A 15,019-nucleotide genomic window follows, 5' to 3' on the forward strand; every position below is an offset into this window, starting at 1 on the left:
ACTCATCTGCATCAGATATCAGAAATTGACGTTTCCCAGCGGTTTTGAAATTTACCCTTCCCTTTTGGTATTGCTTTGGTATCATCCGTTCAAAGGGAGTCGCCATGTCATATTTTCTGGGCATTGACGGGGGAGGAACCGGCTGCCGCGCCGCTATTGCAGACGGCTCGGGCCGGATTATCGGCGAGGGCGCATCGGGGCCTGCCAATATCTCGACCGATGTAAAGACAGCCTGCGCCAATATCCTCGCCGCCGCCCGCGCGGCGCTGGAACAGGCCGGGCGCGGCCATGTGGATGAGCTGACTGCGGTGCTGGGCCTTGCAGGCGCGAATGTCACCGCCGCCGCGCTCAGCCTGCAATCCATGCTGCCCTTTCGCCGCACGCGCATCGTTACCGACGCCGTCACCGCAGCGACCGGCGCGCTGGGTGCCGATGACGGGATCGTCGCCGCCATGGGCACCGGCTCGGTCTTTGCTGTCCAGATCGGTGGCGAGATGCGGCAATACGGCGGACGCGGCTTTCTTTTGGGCGATGAGGGCAGCGGCGCGGTTCTGGGCCGGGCACTGTTATCCGAGGCCCTGCGCGCCGAAGACGGTTTCGTGCCCATGAGCCCGCTTTTGCAGGCGGTGCTGGACGAGCTGGGCGGAATCGAGGGCGTGATTTCATTTGGCCTCAGGGCACGACCGGCCGAGTTCGCGATCTTCGCGCCGCGCATCGTCGCCGGGGGCGATCCGGCGGCCGAGCGTCTTTTTGACAGCGCCGTGGCCGAGATCCGCGCCATGATCGACACCCTTCAGGCGGGCCGCGACCTGCCGGTGGTATTTCTGGGCGGCCTTGGCGCGCATTACGCCCACCGGCTGCAGGGGCTGTGGCCAATCCGCGCGCCCAAGGGCTCGGGCCTTGACGGGGCACTGCATCTTGCCCGGCAGGAGGTGTGATGGGAGAGCTTTTCACCGCCGAGGCCTTTGAGGAAACCGGCGGCGGGCCGCTGTATCTGCAACTGCACCGGTTGATCGCCGATGCCATCGCCTCGGGGCGGCTTCAACCGGGCGACAGCCTGCCGTCCGAGCGAGAGCTGGCAACGATGACCGGCCTGTCGCGCGTCACCGTGCGCAAAGGGGTGGCCGAGCTGGTCGCCTCGGGGCAGGTGATTCAAAAGCGCGGCTCGGGCACCTTTGTTGCGCCCAAGGTCGAAAAGCTGGAACAGGCGCTGTCGCTTTTGACCTCGTTCACCGAGGACATGGCCCGGCGCGGCCGCAATGTCGAAAGCCGCTGGATCGCGCGCGGATTGTTCACCCCCGCCCCCGAAGAGGTGATGGCACTGGGGCTGGGCGTCGGCGCGCATGTGGCCCGGCTGGAACGGGTACGCAGCTCGGACGGGGTGCCGCTTGCCATTGAGCGCGCCTCGCTGCCCCAGGATATCCTGCCCGATCCCGATTGCGTCACCGATTCACTATACGCGGTGCTGCAATCGCGCGGGTTGCGGCCGGTGCGGGCGGTGCAGCGGATCTCGGCCGCCAATCTGAACGCCAAGGACGCCGATCTGCTGGGCGTCAGCCCCGGTGTGGCCGGGCTAAGGATCGAACGTATCTCGTACCTGCCCTCGGGCAAGGTGGTCGAGTTTACCCGCTCGCTCTATCGCGGCGATGCCTATGACTTTGCCGTGGAACTGAAACTTGCCCCTGAAGGCGAAAGGAACCCGTGATGAGCCAGACACATATGGCGCGCGAAGTGGCCGAGATCCCCGAGGCCACCGCCCGTTTCCTTGATCGTTCGCGCGATGCGGTCATGGACGCCGCCAATGCCCTGCGCCGCAAGGACCCCGACCTGCTGGTCACCGTGGCACGCGGCTCGTCGGACCATGCCGCGACCTATCTGAAATACGCCATCGAGCTTGAGGCCGGGGTGCCGGTCGCCTCGGTCGGCCCGTCCATCGCGTCGATCTATCGCCGGCCCCTGCGGCTGGGCAAAGCGGCCTGTATCGGCATCTCACAATCCGGTCGCAGCCCGGACGGGGTCGAAATGATGCGCGCCTCGGGTCAGGGCGGCGCACTGTCGATCGCCATCACCAACGTCGAAGACAGCCCGATGGCACAGGTCTCGGCCCATTGCCTGCCCCTGCAGGCGGGTGAGGAAAAAAGCGTCGCCGCCACCAAGACCTTTGTCTGCTCAGTGCTCGCGGGCCTGTCGCTGCTGGCCGAATGGCGCGAAGACAGCGCACTCAAGGACGCCGTCGCCGCCTTGCCCGAGGCCTTTGGCAAGGCCATCACGCTGGACTGGTCGCCGCTTTCGGCACGTCTTGCGCGGGCGAACTCGGCCTTTGTGCTGGGGCGTGGCCCCAGCTTTGCCATCGCCTGCGAGGCAGCACTGAAATTCAAGGAAACCTCGGGCATCCACGCCGAGGCCTATTCCGCCGCAGAGGTGCTGCACGGCCCCGCCGCCATCGTCCGATCCGGCTTTCCGGTGCTGGCGCTGGGAGTCGAGGACGCCGCGCTGCCCCAGCTCAGGGCCACCGCCGAGCGTCTGGCGGCACAGGGCGCAGATGTGTTTGTCACGGGAACCGAGGCCGACAACGCTGTCACCCTGCCCTCGGTCCCCGACCTGCACCCGCTGGTCGCGCCCCTGGTCACCATCGCCGGTTTCTATGCCTTTATCGAGGGGCTGGCCCGGCGGCGCGGCTTTGACCCTGACACGCCCCCGCATCTGCGCAAGGTGACGGAGACGGTGTGATGACGCGCGAGGTTCTGACGGGCGCGCGCATCTTTGACGGTACGCGCTTTCTTGACGGTCATGCGCTGGTGATCGAGGACGGCCAGATCGCCGCCATCCTGCCCGAGGCCGAGGCCCCGGCGGGGGATCGCCGTACCGTAACAGGCATCCTTGCCCCGGCCTTTCTTGATTTGCAGGTGAATGGCGGCGGCGGGCTGATGCTGGACGGCTCAACCGATGCCGATGGGCTGCGCCGCATCTGCGCCGCCCATCGCTCACTTGGGACGGCGGGGGTGCTGCCGACGCTGATCACCGACACGCCCGAGGCGACCGCCCATGTCATCGCGCTTGGCATTGCTGCGGCCGAAAACGAGGTGCCGGGTTTTCTGGGCCTGCATCTCGAAGGGCCGCATCTCGACCCTCGCCGCAAGGGCGCGCATGACCCGGCGCTGATCCGGCCGATGACGGATGAGGACCTGGCGCGGCTGTGCGACGCCGCCCGCCGCCTGCCCGCGCTGATGGTGACGCTTGCGCCCGCGGCAGCAAGCCCCCAGCAGATCGCCGCCCTTGCCGGGGCGGGCGCGGTGGTCAGCCTTGGCCACAGCGAATGCACCTATGAAGAGGCACAGGCCGGTTTTGCTGCGGGCGCCCGCTGCACCACGCATCTGTTCAACGCCATGAGCCAGATCGGCCACCGCGCGCCGGGACTGGCGGGGGCGGTGCTGACCTCGGATGTGGCGGCGGGGCTGATCGCGGATGGCATCCATGTCCATCCTGCGGTCATGCGACTGGCGCTGGCGGCACGGCCCGACGGCATCTTTCTGGTCACCGACTGCATGGCCTTTGCCGGCACCAACCTGACCGAGATGGAACTGGGCGGCCGCAAGGTGCTGCGCCGTGACGGGCGGCTGACGCTGGCGGATGGCACCCTGGCCGGGGCCGATCTGACGCTGCCGCAGGCAATCGCGCTGCTGGTCAGTCAGGTCGGTATCGCACCCGAGCGCGCACTGCGCATGGCCTCGGCCATCCCGGCGGCACTGCTTGGGCTTGAGGACCGTTATGGCAGGCTTGCTCCGGGTCGCGCGGCGGATCTGGTGCTGCTTGGCCCCGACTTCAGCCTGCGCGAACACTGGCTGTCATTGTGACGCATCGGCAAGGCCACGTGTCCGCGTGGTCTTTCCCTTGGCGCGCGGTCGTGCGAAACTTGTAAACTCGCCGAACCGTGAAAGAGGTCACGATGAGCGCCCCCCCGCCCGAAGCAGTGAAAAAGTCCGTTCTGCTGAACGGGCTGACGCCCGAGATGCGCGACAAGCTGCTAAAGGACGCCCTGCGATGCAGCTATAGCGAGGGCGAGACGATTTTTCTGCAGGGCGATCCGGCGCGTTCGGTGTTCATCGTCCTGAACGGTTTCGTCAAACTGTCCCGGCTGACGCCCAGCGGGGCCGAGGCGGTGGTTGCGATTCTGGGCCGCAACCGCAGCTTTGCCGAGGCGATGGTGCTGCGCGGCGAACCCTATCCGGTCTCGGCCGAGGCGATCTCGGACTGCACGCTGCTGCAGATCGACGGCGCGCGGTTGCGTCAGTTCCTGCTGGAAAATCAGGAATTTGCCATCGGCCTTTTGGCATCGACCTTTGTGCATCTGCAGGGGCTGGTGGACCAGATAGAGCGGCTTAAGGCCCATACCGGCGTCCAGCGCGTGGCGCAGTTCCTGGCCGATCTGTCCGATGCCGAAAGCGGCGGCGCCGAGGTTCGCCTGCCCTATAACAAACGTCTCATCGCCGGGCACCTGGGTATGCAGCCCGAAAGCCTGTCGCGGGCCTTTGCCCGGCTGCGTCAGCATGGGGTCGAGGTCGAGGCCAACCGCGCTATCATCGCCGATATCGCCGGGTTGCGCGCGCTGGCGATGGATTAGCGCCGCGCAGGATCATAAGGCGTAAAGCCCCCAGATCAACACCAGCCAAAGCGCAAGAGGCAGGGTAAAGGCCGTCCTCCACTCCGGTGCGCGATCAAGGTGCAGAAAACCCGACATGATCGCGCGGGCCTTAAGGAAAGCCAGCGCCACCAGTCCTGCTGCCACCACAGCGCCCGAGCCAAAAGACAGGGCCGTGGTCGCCGCCGTCAGCGCCAGAAGGGTCAGCCAGATGCGATGCAGATCCATCCCCTACCCCAGCAGATAAACCGGCGGCAGGATCAGCACCCAGACAAGATCGACCATATGCCAAAAGGCCGCGCCGGCCTGCACCTCTTCGGCACGCAGGCGGATTGCGACCAGCGCCAGAACCCCGATCCCAAAGAGCACATGCGCAGCGTGAAAACCGGTGATGAGATAGTAAAAGGTAAAGAACGGGTGGGTTTCAAGGCCAAGGCCTGCGCGCAGGTCGGCGGCATATTCGGCGATCTTGACCGCAAGAAAGCCCACCCCGCCCAAGGCCGCCAGCGCCAGCGTCATACGCGCCCGCCTGCGGTCGCCACGCCGGCAGGCACGCTCGGCCAGGGCTGCGCAAAAGCCCGAGGTGACAAGGATCGCCGTATTGAGCGCCGCCATCCATCCATGCAGCTGCGACTGCGCGGCGGCAAAACCCGCGGGATCGGTCAGCCGCACCGCCGCCATCGCGGTAGCAGCCGCAGCAAAGACCAGCAGTTCCGAGGCGATCAGCACCCAGATCACCGGCTCTCCGGGAAGGTCCTGTATCCGCATCAGCGCACCAATTGCCGGTAGATCACCGGCAGCGCCGCCAGCAGCCGGTCTGGATGCGGGACAAGGGAAAAGCCCCCGGGCCCAAAGATACGTGGAAACCAGCTTTTCGCGTCGCGGTCGACGGTTATGCCATGAACCGCGTGTCCGGCGCGGCGGGCCTCACGCACGGCCATGGCGCTGTCCTCGATGCCGTGGCGGCCCTCATAGTGGTCAAGGTCGTTGGGCTTGCCGTCGGTGATGACCAGCAACAGCCTGCGACTACCCAACTGCCGCGCAAGCCCGGCCGAGGCATGGCGAATGCCCGCGCCCAGCCGGGTGTAAAAGCGTGGACGCAGCCCGGCGATGCGCTGCTCGACTGCGACGCCCATTGGTTCATCGAAATCCTTGCAGGTGCTCAGAAATACCCGGTCGCGTTTCAGCGACGAAAAGGCGTTGATCGCGAAACGGTCGCCGCAGGCGTCCAGCCCCCAGGCCAGCGCCGCCAGTGCCTCTCGCTCAACCTCGATCACGGCGCGCCCGGTCACCGCGCTTTCCGTCGAGCGCGAAACATCAAGCAGGATCGACACCGCCAGATTGCGAGCAAGCGGCCGGGACTGGCGCCAGATGCGGTCGCTGCCCTGTCCGGTGGCACGCAGATCGGCGGCGGCGCGGACGGTCAGCTCGGCATCCAGATCATCCCCATCGCGGTGGCCGGTGGTGGTAAGGCGTCCCGGGCGCAAAGCCTCGAACTGGCGGCGCACGGCGCGGATGCGCGACTGCGCGCGGGGGTCAGGCTGCGGGGCCTCGTCCTGTTCGGGCGCGCGGTTTTCCAGCACCCGCACATGGCTGGCCAGATAGCGCCCGCGCCGGGCGTCCCATTCGGGATAGGTATGAATGCCAGCGACTGCCTCAAGATCCGCATCCTCGGGCGCAAGATCGAGATGCAGCCGCAAACGCGTCGCCGGTGCCTTTGACACCTGGCCAAGGCCCAGTTCTTCCTGATCCTCGGCCGCCTTCTTCGCATCATCCTGGTCATCATCATCGACATGCCGGTTGAGATTCATCAGGTCGGCCCAGCTCAGCAGAGCCTCAAACTTGTGCAGGATCAGGCTGTCGCGGCGCTGGGGCTGATCGCTTTGCCGTCGGCGGGCGCGAAAGATGCGCCCGTTGGCCGGATCGGCGGTGATACCGTCAGGCGCATCGCCGGGGGCAGCGGTCTCGGCCGTCTCGGGCGGCGCCAGATCGGGCCAAAGCGGCACGGGACGCATCGGACGATAGCCACGTGGGACCCGCTGCGCCGTGGGATCGTCTAACACCGCCAGCCAGTCACGGGCCAGACCCGGCAAAGGCGCGGGGTCGCCAAGCAAATGACGTATCAAAGCCTCGACTGCGGCCTCGGCGGGCGGCAGGGGGGCGACGGGGCGCAGGGTCAGGACCAGCCGGGACAGATCAGCATAAAGTCCGGCCAGACCCGGCGCGTCCCTTAGCGTGGCATCGACCGCGCGCCGGGCCGCACCAAGCCGCGCAAGATCACGGCACAGCGGATCGTCATACGCAGGCGTCAGATCAGCATGGGCCGCGCAGGCCGCAAGCCACAGATACAGCGCCCCGTTCGCCTGCCGCGACGGCAAGGCCGACAGGCGTTCGGGCAGGCGCAGGATTTCGCCGTCAAAACTTGCGTGCGGGACTGTTTCGGCCACCGTGCCAAGCCGCCGCAGCCAGCCGATACGATGCGCAGATGAACGGGCAGCGGCGGGCCTGATCTCAACCGAGGCGCCGCCGCCCAAAGCGCGAAACAGCACCGCAAGCCTGCCCGAAACCTCGGCCAGCGCCACCGCCTGATCGTCGAACTCTTGCGGGGCGCCAAAGCCGCTGGCCCAGACGTGCCAAAGCTTGCCGACAGTTTCCTCGGGCTCCCATGGTTCAAGGTGCAGACCCATGCCGCGACCCCTTAGCCAAAGATAGCCGCGACCAGATCGCGCAGCCCGCGCCTGACCTCGGCCTCGTCGGTCAGGGGCTCGATCATCGCCGCCTCGATGGCGCGGTCCAGCGCCATGCCACCGGCGATCAGACTGGCGGCATAGACCACCAGCCGGGTCGAGACGCCTTCTTCGAGGTCCTGGCCCTTTAGCCCGCGGATTTTGCCCGCCAGCCGCACCAACCCCAGCGTGCGGTCAGGATCAAGGCCGCTTTCGCGGGTGACGATCTCGGCCTCGCGGGTGGGTTCGGGAAAGTCGAACTCCATCGCCACGAAACGTTGCCGGGTCGAGGGTTTCAGGGTCTTGAGGATATTCTGGTAGCCCGGGTTATATGACGCGACCAGCATGAAACCGGGCGCGGCCTCGATCTCTTCTCCGGTGCGGTCGATGGGCAGGATGCGACGGTCATCGGTCAGCGGATGCAGGACGACAGTGACATCCTTGCGCGCCTCGACCACCTCGTCGAGATAGCAGATCGCACCCTCGCGCACAGCGCGGGTCAGGGGACCGTCGGTCCAGACCGTCTCGCCACCTTTCAGCAGATAGCGCCCGATCAGATCGGCCGCCGACAGGTCGTCATGACAGGCGACCGTATAAAGCGGCCGCCCCAGCCTCGCCGCCATATGGGCGACGAAACGCGTCTTGCCACAGCCGGTCGGCCCTTTCAGCAACACCGGCAGATCACGGGCGGCGGCGGCCTCGAACACCGCGACCTCGTCGCCCTGCGGCAGGTAGAAGGGGACATCCGCCCCCTTCCCTTCTGCGGGTTTCACATGCGCATTCATGGCTTACCCGGCCGTTTCCATATGGCCGTCCCTGTGCGTCTGCACCGGACCGGCGGTCACAACCTCGCGCCGCGGGAAAAGCACAGCGTAGATGAAGAGCAGCGCCCCCAAGACCACTGCGACACCCGAGCCAAAGCGCATCCAGTAAAACAGCGCCAGCCCGTCCTGCACGTCCATGTAAAGGCCGCCCTCGACCCGTTGCAGATGGGTCTGCACCGTGCCTGCAAAGGTCAGCGTCACGGTCATGAACACCATCCCCGCCGACATCAGCCAGAACGAGGCCATGTTCAGCACCTGGTTATAGGGATCGCGCCCTTTCAGCACCGGCATGGTGTAGCTGACCAGCGCGAGCACAAGGCAGACATAGGCGCCGTAAAAGGCCAGGTGACCATGCGCTGCGGTGATCTGCGTGCCATGGGTATAATAGTTCACCCCATGCAGCGTATGCAGAAAGCCCCAGACCCCGGCACCGAAAAACGCCAGCACGGTGCAACCAAGGCTCCAAAGCAGGGCTGCCTTGTTTGGGTGGTCCCGCCGGCCTTTCCAGACCATGACGAAGGCAAAGGACATCATGGCAAAGAAGGGCACGATCTCGAAGCTGGAAAAGATCGAGCCGATCCATTGCCAATAGGCTGGCAGGCCGATCCAGTAGTAATGGTGCCCGGTACCAAGAATGCCCGAAAACAGCGCCGTGGCGACGATGACATAAAGCCATTTTTCGACCACCTCGCGGTCAACGCCGGTCAGCTTGAGCATCAGAAAGGCAAGGATGGCGGCCATGATCAGTTCCCACACGCCCTCGACCCACAGGTGGATGACCCACCACCAGTACTGCTTGTCGAGCACGAGGTTCGCCGGGTTGTAAAAGGCAAACAGCCACAGAAGCACCAGGCCCCACAGCCCCATCAGCAGGACGTTGGTCACCGCCGTCCGCCGCCCCTTCAGCGCGGTGACGCTGACGTTATACATAAAAATCACCGCCGCGACGGCGATGCCAAGCTTGACCCATTTGGGCTGTTCAAGAAATTCGCGCCCCTCTTTGCCAAGCAGCCAGTGCCCGTGAAAGAGGTCGAAAAGATAGGTCACGACCACGCCCAGCGTGCCCAGGACAAGGATGCCCAGCTGGATCCAGGCAAGCAGGGGCGAATGCAGCTCGCGCTCTGCCTCTTCGGGCAGGATGTAATAGGTCGCCCCGAAAAACCCGAGCAGCAGCCAGACGACAAGGCTGTTGGTGTGCAGCATCCGCGCGATGTTAAAGGGCAAAAGCTCGGACAGGAAATTCGGGCTGACATAGATCCAGCCCATGATCAGGCCAATCGTGACCTGCACGGCAAACAGCGCCATGGCCACCAGAAAATACGCATAGGCGATGCGTTGCGATTGATATCTCATCGTTGTTCCCCCTCAGCCAGCGTCGTTCGGCGGCCAGTTCTGGGTGTTGATCGTGCCGGTCCACAGCAGGAAATCGGTCAGCGCCCGGTATTCCTCATCCGTCAGCTCGAACCGGGGCATCTGGCGGCGCCCCTCGATCCCCGAGGGCATGGACTCCATCCAGCCGCGCAGGGTCTCGACAGCGGCTTCGGGATCGTCCTGCACGCCCCAGCGCCGCATGACATTGCCAAGCTCGGGCGCGAAATAGGCACCTTCGCCCAGCAAAGTATGGCAGTCGATACAGGCGTTACGTTCCCACACGTGCTTGCCGAGAACGACCGAAGGCGTAAGCTGGGCCTCATCCACGGCCTTGGTGCGGGCGTAGATGTGGCTGTGTATGGTCAATGCGCCAAAGACCAGAAAAAAGAATATGGACCCGCCGTAGAAGACGTTCCGGGCCATGTTCTTGGTCATGATGTCGCTCATGACGCGGGTCCCCATCAGTTATTGTCAGATATTTCCTGACTGGACCCGGGGGACGAGTCGTTCATTGATGAAAGTCAAGCGTGGCAGGTGGCCGGCATTTTCCCCGAAAATTCCGCGTCCTGCGCGGGGACGGCAAGCTCGATCCGGCAGCCGGGCAGACGCCTCAGCGCCCCACAGGCAGCATCGGGCTGCATCAGGCACAGCGCGGTGGACAGCCCGTCCGCCATTGCCGCAGTCGCCGCGCTGACCGAGATCGTGTCCCACAACACCCCACCCCCGCCCGGCGCAAGGATATGAGGCAACCCGCGCGGCCCGATCAGCGTGCCCGCAGGCGAAGAAGTCGCCACCGCCCGGTCGCACAGGCGAATGCGGCGATAGGCAGCCCCCGCCGTATCGGCCAAAGTCACCGGCCAGCGGCGCGTGCCAAGCGCCCGGATTTCGCCCGTGTCGATCAGCAGATCGGTCAGGTCGTGACGCACCGCCGCCCCGGCCAGCCGGTCGGCAGCCCAGCCCTGCGCCAACCCGTTAAAGGTCAGGGCCATGCCGGGGCGGGTCAGCCGCACCTCGGTCCGCGACCATCTGACCGCGTCCCATCCAACCAGCGTGCGGGCAGTCGTCTCATCCTCGCCCCGCGCCCGCACCACCCACAGGGGCTGCACAGTCGGGTCAAAAGCGCCCCCCGTCGCCTCATGCAGCCGTCCGGAAAGCGTCAGCAGTTCGATCATCCCCGGCGCGGGAAAGCGCAACCGCCCGTCCCGGTTCAGCCGGGTCAGATCCGAATCGCGATGCAGCGAGAACAGGCTTTCGACATGGGCAAGAACCCGCGCCGCCTCGCCAAAAAAACTGCGCGCCTGCGTGGGGCTGGCACCCCGGAGCCGCAGCGTGACATCGGCCCCCATGGCGCGACCCCGCCATTCCTGGGGCGCAGCCCATGCCCGGGCGGGCAAGGCGGCGCAGGCGGTGACAAGCAGAAAGCGGCGGCGGTTCATGGCGCATCTCCGGGACTTGCAGCCGTTCGGGCGCGGCGTTTCAGCACAGGACAGGTGCCGGGGTCGTTCATCACCACCTGACAACGCAGGCACAGCACGCATTCATTGGGATTGATCCGCCCCAGCGGGTCGATGGCGCCGACGGTGCATTTCACCTCGCACAGCCGACATTCGCGCCCGCATTGCGGACGGCGGCGCAGCCAGTCAAAGATCTTGAGCTTGGCGGGAATCGCCAGTCCCGCCCCAAGCGGGCACAGATAGCGACAGTAAAAACGCTCGATGAACAGCCCGCCCGCCAGCACCGCCAACGCGAACAGCACAAAGGGCCATGCGCGCAGGAAACGCATCGAGATCACCGTCTTGAACGGTTCGGCCTCGGCAAGGATCAGCGCCTGCTCCATGCTGTAAAAACTCAGCGCGACGATGGCGACAAACAGCGTGTATTTGATCACCCACAGCCGTTCGTGCAGGGCCTGAGGCAAAGCAATCTGGCGCACCCCCAGCCTTTGCGCGACAGCATTCGTCAGCTCCTGCAGCGCGCCAAAAGGGCACAGCCAGCCGCAGAACACACCGCGGCCCCAGAAAAGCAACCCCAGCGCCACGGCGGACCAGATCAGAAAAATGATCGGCTCGATCAGAAACGTCTCCCACCGGAACCCGGACAGAAGCGCATTCAGAAAGGCCACCACCTGCACGACTGAAAGCTGGCCGTTCAGCCCCCAGCCAAGCACCAATAGCGTCACCGTCAGATAGCCCAGCCGCACCCGGCGCCACAAAAGGGGCCTGCGCACCAGCGCCTCTTGCCCGAAAAGGATCAGCGCCAGCACCAGCAGCATTGCGCCGACGATGGCGATGCCGGGCACCTTGTCCCGCCAGAACTCCTGCCACAGCGGCACGGCAGGTGGATCGGTCAGGATATAAGCCTCTGGCAGGCGAATCGTGGCGCGGACCGGTAGCACCGCCTCACCCCCCGCCGCCAAGGGCCGGGTTGCTGTCACGACCAGATCAAAGGGCTGACGCGGATCGATGCCCCCGGCAACGGGGTCGATGTTCAGCCGAAACAGGCTCATTTCCCTGAACTCGGGCGCGTCCGGCAAGGCCAGCTTTTCAATCATGGTGAAATCGCCGTCGCCGGGCCCGATACGCAGCGCGCCCTGTTCAAAGGCGATACGCTCAAACCGGCCCGTGCGGTGCCATTCGGTCCCACGTGGACTGTAAAGCCCGCGCGACAGCACCGCGACCAGCGCCTGACCGGGTTGCAGCGCGCCTGCGGCGGCGGTGAATTCGCGCGCACCCAGCAGGTTGCGACCCACGGTCGGCGGGTCGATCAGCCCGGCATAAAGATCCAGATAGGGCGCGTCCGACGGCTGGACCGGTACTTTGGCCCCGGCAAAGGCGCGCGCTGCATCGGCCATCGAGACAACGGCATGAGCCAACGCCCCCTCAGCCATCAGATCGGCCCATGTGGCGGGGCGGTAGGTAACGCGGTCGATCCCGCCCCCGCCGACCCCCTGCGCCTGCGCCAGTACCCGGGCGCTGCGCAAAATGCCGTCGCGGATCACCCCGGTCGAGACGGTGGCGCGCGAGATCACCTCGGGCAGCGCACTGTCCCAGCCCGGGGGCTGCGACAGGTCGACGCCCCGGAAGCCGTCCACATAGGCGGCGATATGCGCGTCCGAGATGCCAAGACTCAGCACAGGCTCGGTCTGGCGAACCAGCAGCGCACCGGCGATAATACCCTGTGGTGTGACCGCGACCAGCACATCCAGCGGCTTGCCGGAATAGCCAGTGGTTGCCGCGATTTCCCAGGTCGAGCCCATCATGCCCAGCGCCCGGCCCTCACGGCTGACACCCCAGCCGGGCACCGGCGTTTCGCGGCGGTCCAGCACCACTGGCCCATCCGCCCCGAAAAGTGCCTGCGCCTGCACCGCATCGGGGGCGGCAGGCGGCGCGGCCCACATGGGCAGGCTCAGCAAGATCAGTGCGATCAGTGCCAAAAGCAGGCGGCAAGGTGCGAAAGGATGGTGTCCGGGCATAAAGGTCCGCGTCCCAGGTCTTTGCCCGCTGATCGCCGAAATGCCGCACCCCGGCCTTAACATAGATCAAAGCCGCTGGCGCGAAATCCGCTCAGGAACAGCGTGAACGCGCGCCAGCAAATAGGAAAGCCAGATGAGACAAAGGACTTTCTTCGCCAGACCCGGCCTGATGGCCTCGGCAGCCCTGGCCCTTGTCCTTGGGCCGCTTGCGGTCTCTGCGCAAGAGCAGGCCCCGCCGGCCAAAGACCCTGCCGCCGCACTTGAGGATCACAAGACCAAGACAGACAACCGCTACGAGCCCTCGCTCGACAATCTCGCACAGCAAGAGGTAGCCGCCCCCGGCGCGCCCGAGGGCATCCCGGCGTTGAGCGAGGCGCAGTATAACGAGGCCAACAAGATCTATTTCGAACGCTGCGCCGGCTGCCACGGGGTGCTGCGCAAGGGCGCGACCGGCAAGGCGCTGACCCCCGACCTGACGCGTGAGCTTGGCTTTGACTATCTGCAAAGCTTTATCACCTATGGCTCCCCGGCGGGGATGCCGAACTGGGGCACCTCGGGCCAGCTTTCGCCCGAACAGGTCGACCTGATGGCGAATTACCTGCTGCTGGACCCCGCTGCTCCGCCGGAATTCGGCATGAAAGAGATGCGCGAAACCTGGAAGGTCCACGTTCCCCCGGAACAGCGCCCGGCCAAGCAGGAAAACGACTGGGATCTTGAGAACCTCTTTAGCGTCACACTGCGGGACGCAGGCCAGATCGCGCTGATCGACGGCGCAAGCTATGAGATCAAGTCGATACTCGACACCGGCTATGCGGTCCATATCAGCCGCATGTCCGCCTCGGGCCGTTATCTGTTCGTCATCGGCCGCGACGGCAAGGTCAACATGATCGACCTGTGGATGAAAGAACCGACCACCGTGGCCGAGATCAAGATCGGGTCGGAAGCGCGCTCGATCGAGACCTCGAAGATGGAGGGCTGGGAGGACAAATACGCCATCGCCGGGGCCTACTGGCCGCCGCAATATGTCATCATGGACGGCGAAACGCTGGAGCCGATGAAGATTCAGTCCACGCGCGGCATGATCTATGACGAGCAGGAATACCACCCCGAGCCGCGCGTTGCCGCGATCCTGGCCAGCCATTACCGGCCCGAGTTCATCGTTAACGTCAAGGAAACGGGCAAGATCCTGCTGGTCGATTACACCGACCTCAGGAACCTCAAGACCACCGAGATCGAGGCCGAACGTTTCCTGCATGACGGTGGGTTGGACGGCTCGCACCGTTACTTCATCACCGCCGCCAATGCCCGCAACAAGCTGGTGGTGATCGACACCAAGGAAGGCAAGCTCGTCTCGATCGAGGATACCGGCGGCCAGACCCCGCACCCGGGGCGTGGCGCGAACTTTGTCCACCCGACCTTTGGCCCGGTCTGGGCGACCTCGCATATGGGCGACGATTCGGTGGCGCTGATCGGCACCGATCCCGAGGGCCATCCCGACAACGCGTGGAAGATCCTCGACAGCTTCCCGGCGTTGGGGGGCGGGTCACTGTTCATCAAGACGCATCCGAAATCGCAGCACCTTTATGTAGACGCGCCGCTGAACCCCGAGGCCGAAATCTCGGGCTCGGTCGCGGTGTTTGACACCAAGGCGCTGACGGGCGACGGCTCGGACCCCGAATTCACGACGCTGCCCATCGCCGAATGGGCGGGCATCACCGAGGGCCAGCCTCGCGTCGTTCAGGGTGAGTTCAACAAGGACGGTACCGAAATCTGGTTCAGCGTCTGGAACAGCAAGGACCAGGAATCGGCGCTTGTCGTCGTGGACGACCAGACGCTGGAGCTTAAGCACGTCATCAAGGACAAGCGGCTGATAACCCCGACCGGCAAGTTCAACGTCTATAACACCATGACCGACACCTATTGATCAGCACGGTTGCAACCACAGGCAGGGGCGTTTGCGCCCCTGCCCCGGCAGCATTTCAATGGG

The 15,019-nt window shown here is 65.3% G+C and carries 14 protein-coding genes; 6 read left to right on the plus strand and 8 right to left on the minus strand.

All coding sequences use genetic code 11. The features are described 5' to 3' along the window. Nucleotides 1–104: 104 nt before the first annotated feature. The 5 genes from PARACOCCUSGL_RS0103935 (at nt 105) to PARACOCCUSGL_RS0103955 (ending at nt 4,621) form a co-directional block, all read left to right on the plus strand. The gene (locus PARACOCCUSGL_RS0103935) at nt 105–938 is read left to right on the plus strand and encodes a BadF/BadG/BcrA/BcrD ATPase family protein (RefSeq protein ID WP_010393271.1); all 834 of its coding nucleotides are present in this window, start codon (nt 105–107) and stop codon (nt 936–938) included. Continuing rightward, nucleotides 938–1,705: a GntR family transcriptional regulator gene (locus tag PARACOCCUSGL_RS0103940; protein WP_010393273.1), complete on the plus strand. Its 768-nt coding sequence runs from the start codon at nt 938–940 to the stop codon at nt 1,703–1,705. Before PARACOCCUSGL_RS0103935 ends, PARACOCCUSGL_RS0103940 begins: the two co-directional genes overlap by 1 nt. After that, complete coding sequence (locus PARACOCCUSGL_RS0103945) at nt 1,705–2,730, plus strand: SIS domain-containing protein (protein ID WP_010393274.1); 1,026 nt, start codon at nt 1,705–1,707, stop codon at nt 2,728–2,730. The genes PARACOCCUSGL_RS0103940 and PARACOCCUSGL_RS0103945 overlap by 1 nt, the downstream gene beginning before the upstream one ends. After that, nucleotides 2,730–3,854, plus strand: coding sequence for an N-acetylglucosamine-6-phosphate deacetylase (gene nagA, locus PARACOCCUSGL_RS0103950; RefSeq protein WP_010393276.1), 1,125 nt, complete (start codon nt 2,730–2,732; stop codon nt 3,852–3,854). Before PARACOCCUSGL_RS0103945 ends, nagA begins: the two co-directional genes overlap by 1 nt. A gap of 92 nt (nt 3,855–3,946) precedes the next feature. After that, nucleotides 3,947–4,621 carry a Crp/Fnr family transcriptional regulator gene (locus PARACOCCUSGL_RS0103955; RefSeq protein WP_010393279.1) on the plus strand — a complete coding sequence of 225 codons (675 nt, stop codon included), beginning with the start codon at nt 3,947–3,949 and terminating at the stop codon, nt 4,619–4,621. Between the two features lie 12 nt (nt 4,622–4,633). On the opposite strand, the gene PARACOCCUSGL_RS0103960 is transcribed toward PARACOCCUSGL_RS0103955, so the two are convergent. The 8 genes from PARACOCCUSGL_RS0103960 to PARACOCCUSGL_RS0103995 all read right to left on the minus strand — a co-directional run bounded on the left by PARACOCCUSGL_RS0103960 (nt 4,634) and on the right by PARACOCCUSGL_RS0103995 (nt 13,032). Next, a complete protein-coding gene (locus tag PARACOCCUSGL_RS0103960) occupies nt 4,634–4,867 on the minus strand; it encodes a cytochrome C oxidase subunit IV family protein (protein ID WP_010393283.1) in 234 nt (77 codons plus the stop codon). A gap of 3 nt (nt 4,868–4,870) precedes the next feature. Further along, nucleotides 4,871–5,407, minus strand: coding sequence for a cytochrome c oxidase subunit 3 (locus PARACOCCUSGL_RS0103965; protein ID WP_010393287.1), 537 nt, complete (start codon nt 5,405–5,407; stop codon nt 4,871–4,873). Continuing rightward, entirely contained in the window at nt 5,407–7,326 is a 1,920-nt protein-coding gene (locus PARACOCCUSGL_RS0103970) for a nitric oxide reductase activation protein NorD (protein ID WP_010393289.1), read from the minus strand. Before PARACOCCUSGL_RS0103970 ends, PARACOCCUSGL_RS0103965 begins: the two co-directional genes overlap by 1 nt. 11 nt (nt 7,327–7,337) lie before the next feature. After that, on the minus strand, nt 7,338–8,150 hold the full coding sequence (locus tag PARACOCCUSGL_RS0103975) for a CbbQ/NirQ/NorQ/GpvN family protein (RefSeq protein WP_010393291.1): 813 nt from the start codon (nt 8,148–8,150) through the stop codon (nt 7,338–7,340). A gap of 3 nt (nt 8,151–8,153) precedes the next feature. Further along, on the minus strand, nt 8,154–9,542 hold the full coding sequence (locus tag PARACOCCUSGL_RS0103980; protein ID WP_010393295.1) for a cbb3-type cytochrome c oxidase subunit I: 1,389 nt from the start codon (nt 9,540–9,542) through the stop codon (nt 8,154–8,156). A gap of 12 nt (nt 9,543–9,554) precedes the next feature. Further along, entirely contained in the window at nt 9,555–10,007 is a 453-nt protein-coding gene (locus PARACOCCUSGL_RS0103985) for a cytochrome c (protein ID WP_010393297.1), read from the minus strand. A 74-nt stretch (nt 10,008–10,081) separates the two neighbouring features. Next, entirely contained in the window at nt 10,082–10,996 is a 915-nt protein-coding gene (locus tag PARACOCCUSGL_RS0103990; protein WP_010393299.1) for an FAD:protein FMN transferase, read from the minus strand. Beyond that, nucleotides 10,993–13,032 carry a NosR/NirI family protein gene (locus tag PARACOCCUSGL_RS0103995; protein WP_010393300.1) on the minus strand — a complete coding sequence of 680 codons (2,040 nt, stop codon included), beginning with the start codon at nt 13,030–13,032 and terminating at the stop codon, nt 10,993–10,995. The genes PARACOCCUSGL_RS0103990 and PARACOCCUSGL_RS0103995 overlap by 4 nt, the downstream gene beginning before the upstream one ends. Nucleotides 13,033–13,165: 133 nt before the next feature. Between PARACOCCUSGL_RS0103995 and PARACOCCUSGL_RS0104000 the strand changes: the two genes are divergently transcribed. After that, nucleotides 13,166–14,956: a nitrite reductase gene (locus tag PARACOCCUSGL_RS0104000; protein WP_010393302.1), complete on the plus strand. Its 1,791-nt coding sequence runs from the start codon at nt 13,166–13,168 to the stop codon at nt 14,954–14,956. The last annotated feature ends 63 nt before the right edge of the window (nt 14,957–15,019 follow it).

It is taken from the genome of Paracoccus sp. TRP, assembly GCF_000185925.1.
GTDB classification, from domain to species: Bacteria; Pseudomonadota; Alphaproteobacteria; order Rhodobacterales; family Rhodobacteraceae; genus Paracoccus; species Paracoccus kondratievae.

Coding starts and splice junctions, on each gene's coding strand:
- PARACOCCUSGL_RS0104000 (WP_010393302.1), top strand. CDS start 13,166: ATGAGACAAAGGACTTTCTTCGCCAGACCCGGCCTGATGGCCTCGGCA.
- PARACOCCUSGL_RS0103975 (WP_010393291.1), bottom strand. CDS start 8,150: ATGAATGCGCATGTGAAACCCGCAGAAGGGAAGGGGGCGGATGTCCCC.
- PARACOCCUSGL_RS0103995 (WP_010393300.1), bottom strand. CDS start 13,032: ATGCCCGGACACCATCCTTTCGCACCTTGCCGCCTGCTTTTGGCACTG.
- PARACOCCUSGL_RS0103980 (WP_010393295.1), bottom strand. CDS start 9,542: ATGAGATATCAATCGCAACGCATCGCCTATGCGTATTTTCTGGTGGCC.
- PARACOCCUSGL_RS0103940 (WP_010393273.1), top strand. CDS start 938: ATGGGAGAGCTTTTCACCGCCGAGGCCTTTGAGGAAACCGGCGGCGGG.
- PARACOCCUSGL_RS0103945 (WP_010393274.1), top strand. CDS start 1,705: ATGAGCCAGACACATATGGCGCGCGAAGTGGCCGAGATCCCCGAGGCC.
- PARACOCCUSGL_RS0103970 (WP_010393289.1), bottom strand. CDS start 7,326: ATGGGTCTGCACCTTGAACCATGGGAGCCCGAGGAAACTGTCGGCAAG.
- PARACOCCUSGL_RS0103960 (WP_010393283.1), bottom strand. CDS start 4,867: ATGGATCTGCATCGCATCTGGCTGACCCTTCTGGCGCTGACGGCGGCG.
- PARACOCCUSGL_RS0103990 (WP_010393299.1), bottom strand. CDS start 10,996: ATGAACCGCCGCCGCTTTCTGCTTGTCACCGCCTGCGCCGCCTTGCCC.
- PARACOCCUSGL_RS0103955 (WP_010393279.1), top strand. CDS start 3,947: ATGAGCGCCCCCCCGCCCGAAGCAGTGAAAAAGTCCGTTCTGCTGAAC.
- PARACOCCUSGL_RS0103985 (WP_010393297.1), bottom strand. CDS start 10,007: ATGAGCGACATCATGACCAAGAACATGGCCCGGAACGTCTTCTACGGC.
- PARACOCCUSGL_RS0103965 (WP_010393287.1), bottom strand. CDS start 5,407: ATGCGGATACAGGACCTTCCCGGAGAGCCGGTGATCTGGGTGCTGATC.
- PARACOCCUSGL_RS0103935 (WP_010393271.1), top strand. CDS start 105: ATGTCATATTTTCTGGGCATTGACGGGGGAGGAACCGGCTGCCGCGCC.
- nagA (WP_010393276.1), top strand. CDS start 2,730: ATGACGCGCGAGGTTCTGACGGGCGCGCGCATCTTTGACGGTACGCGC.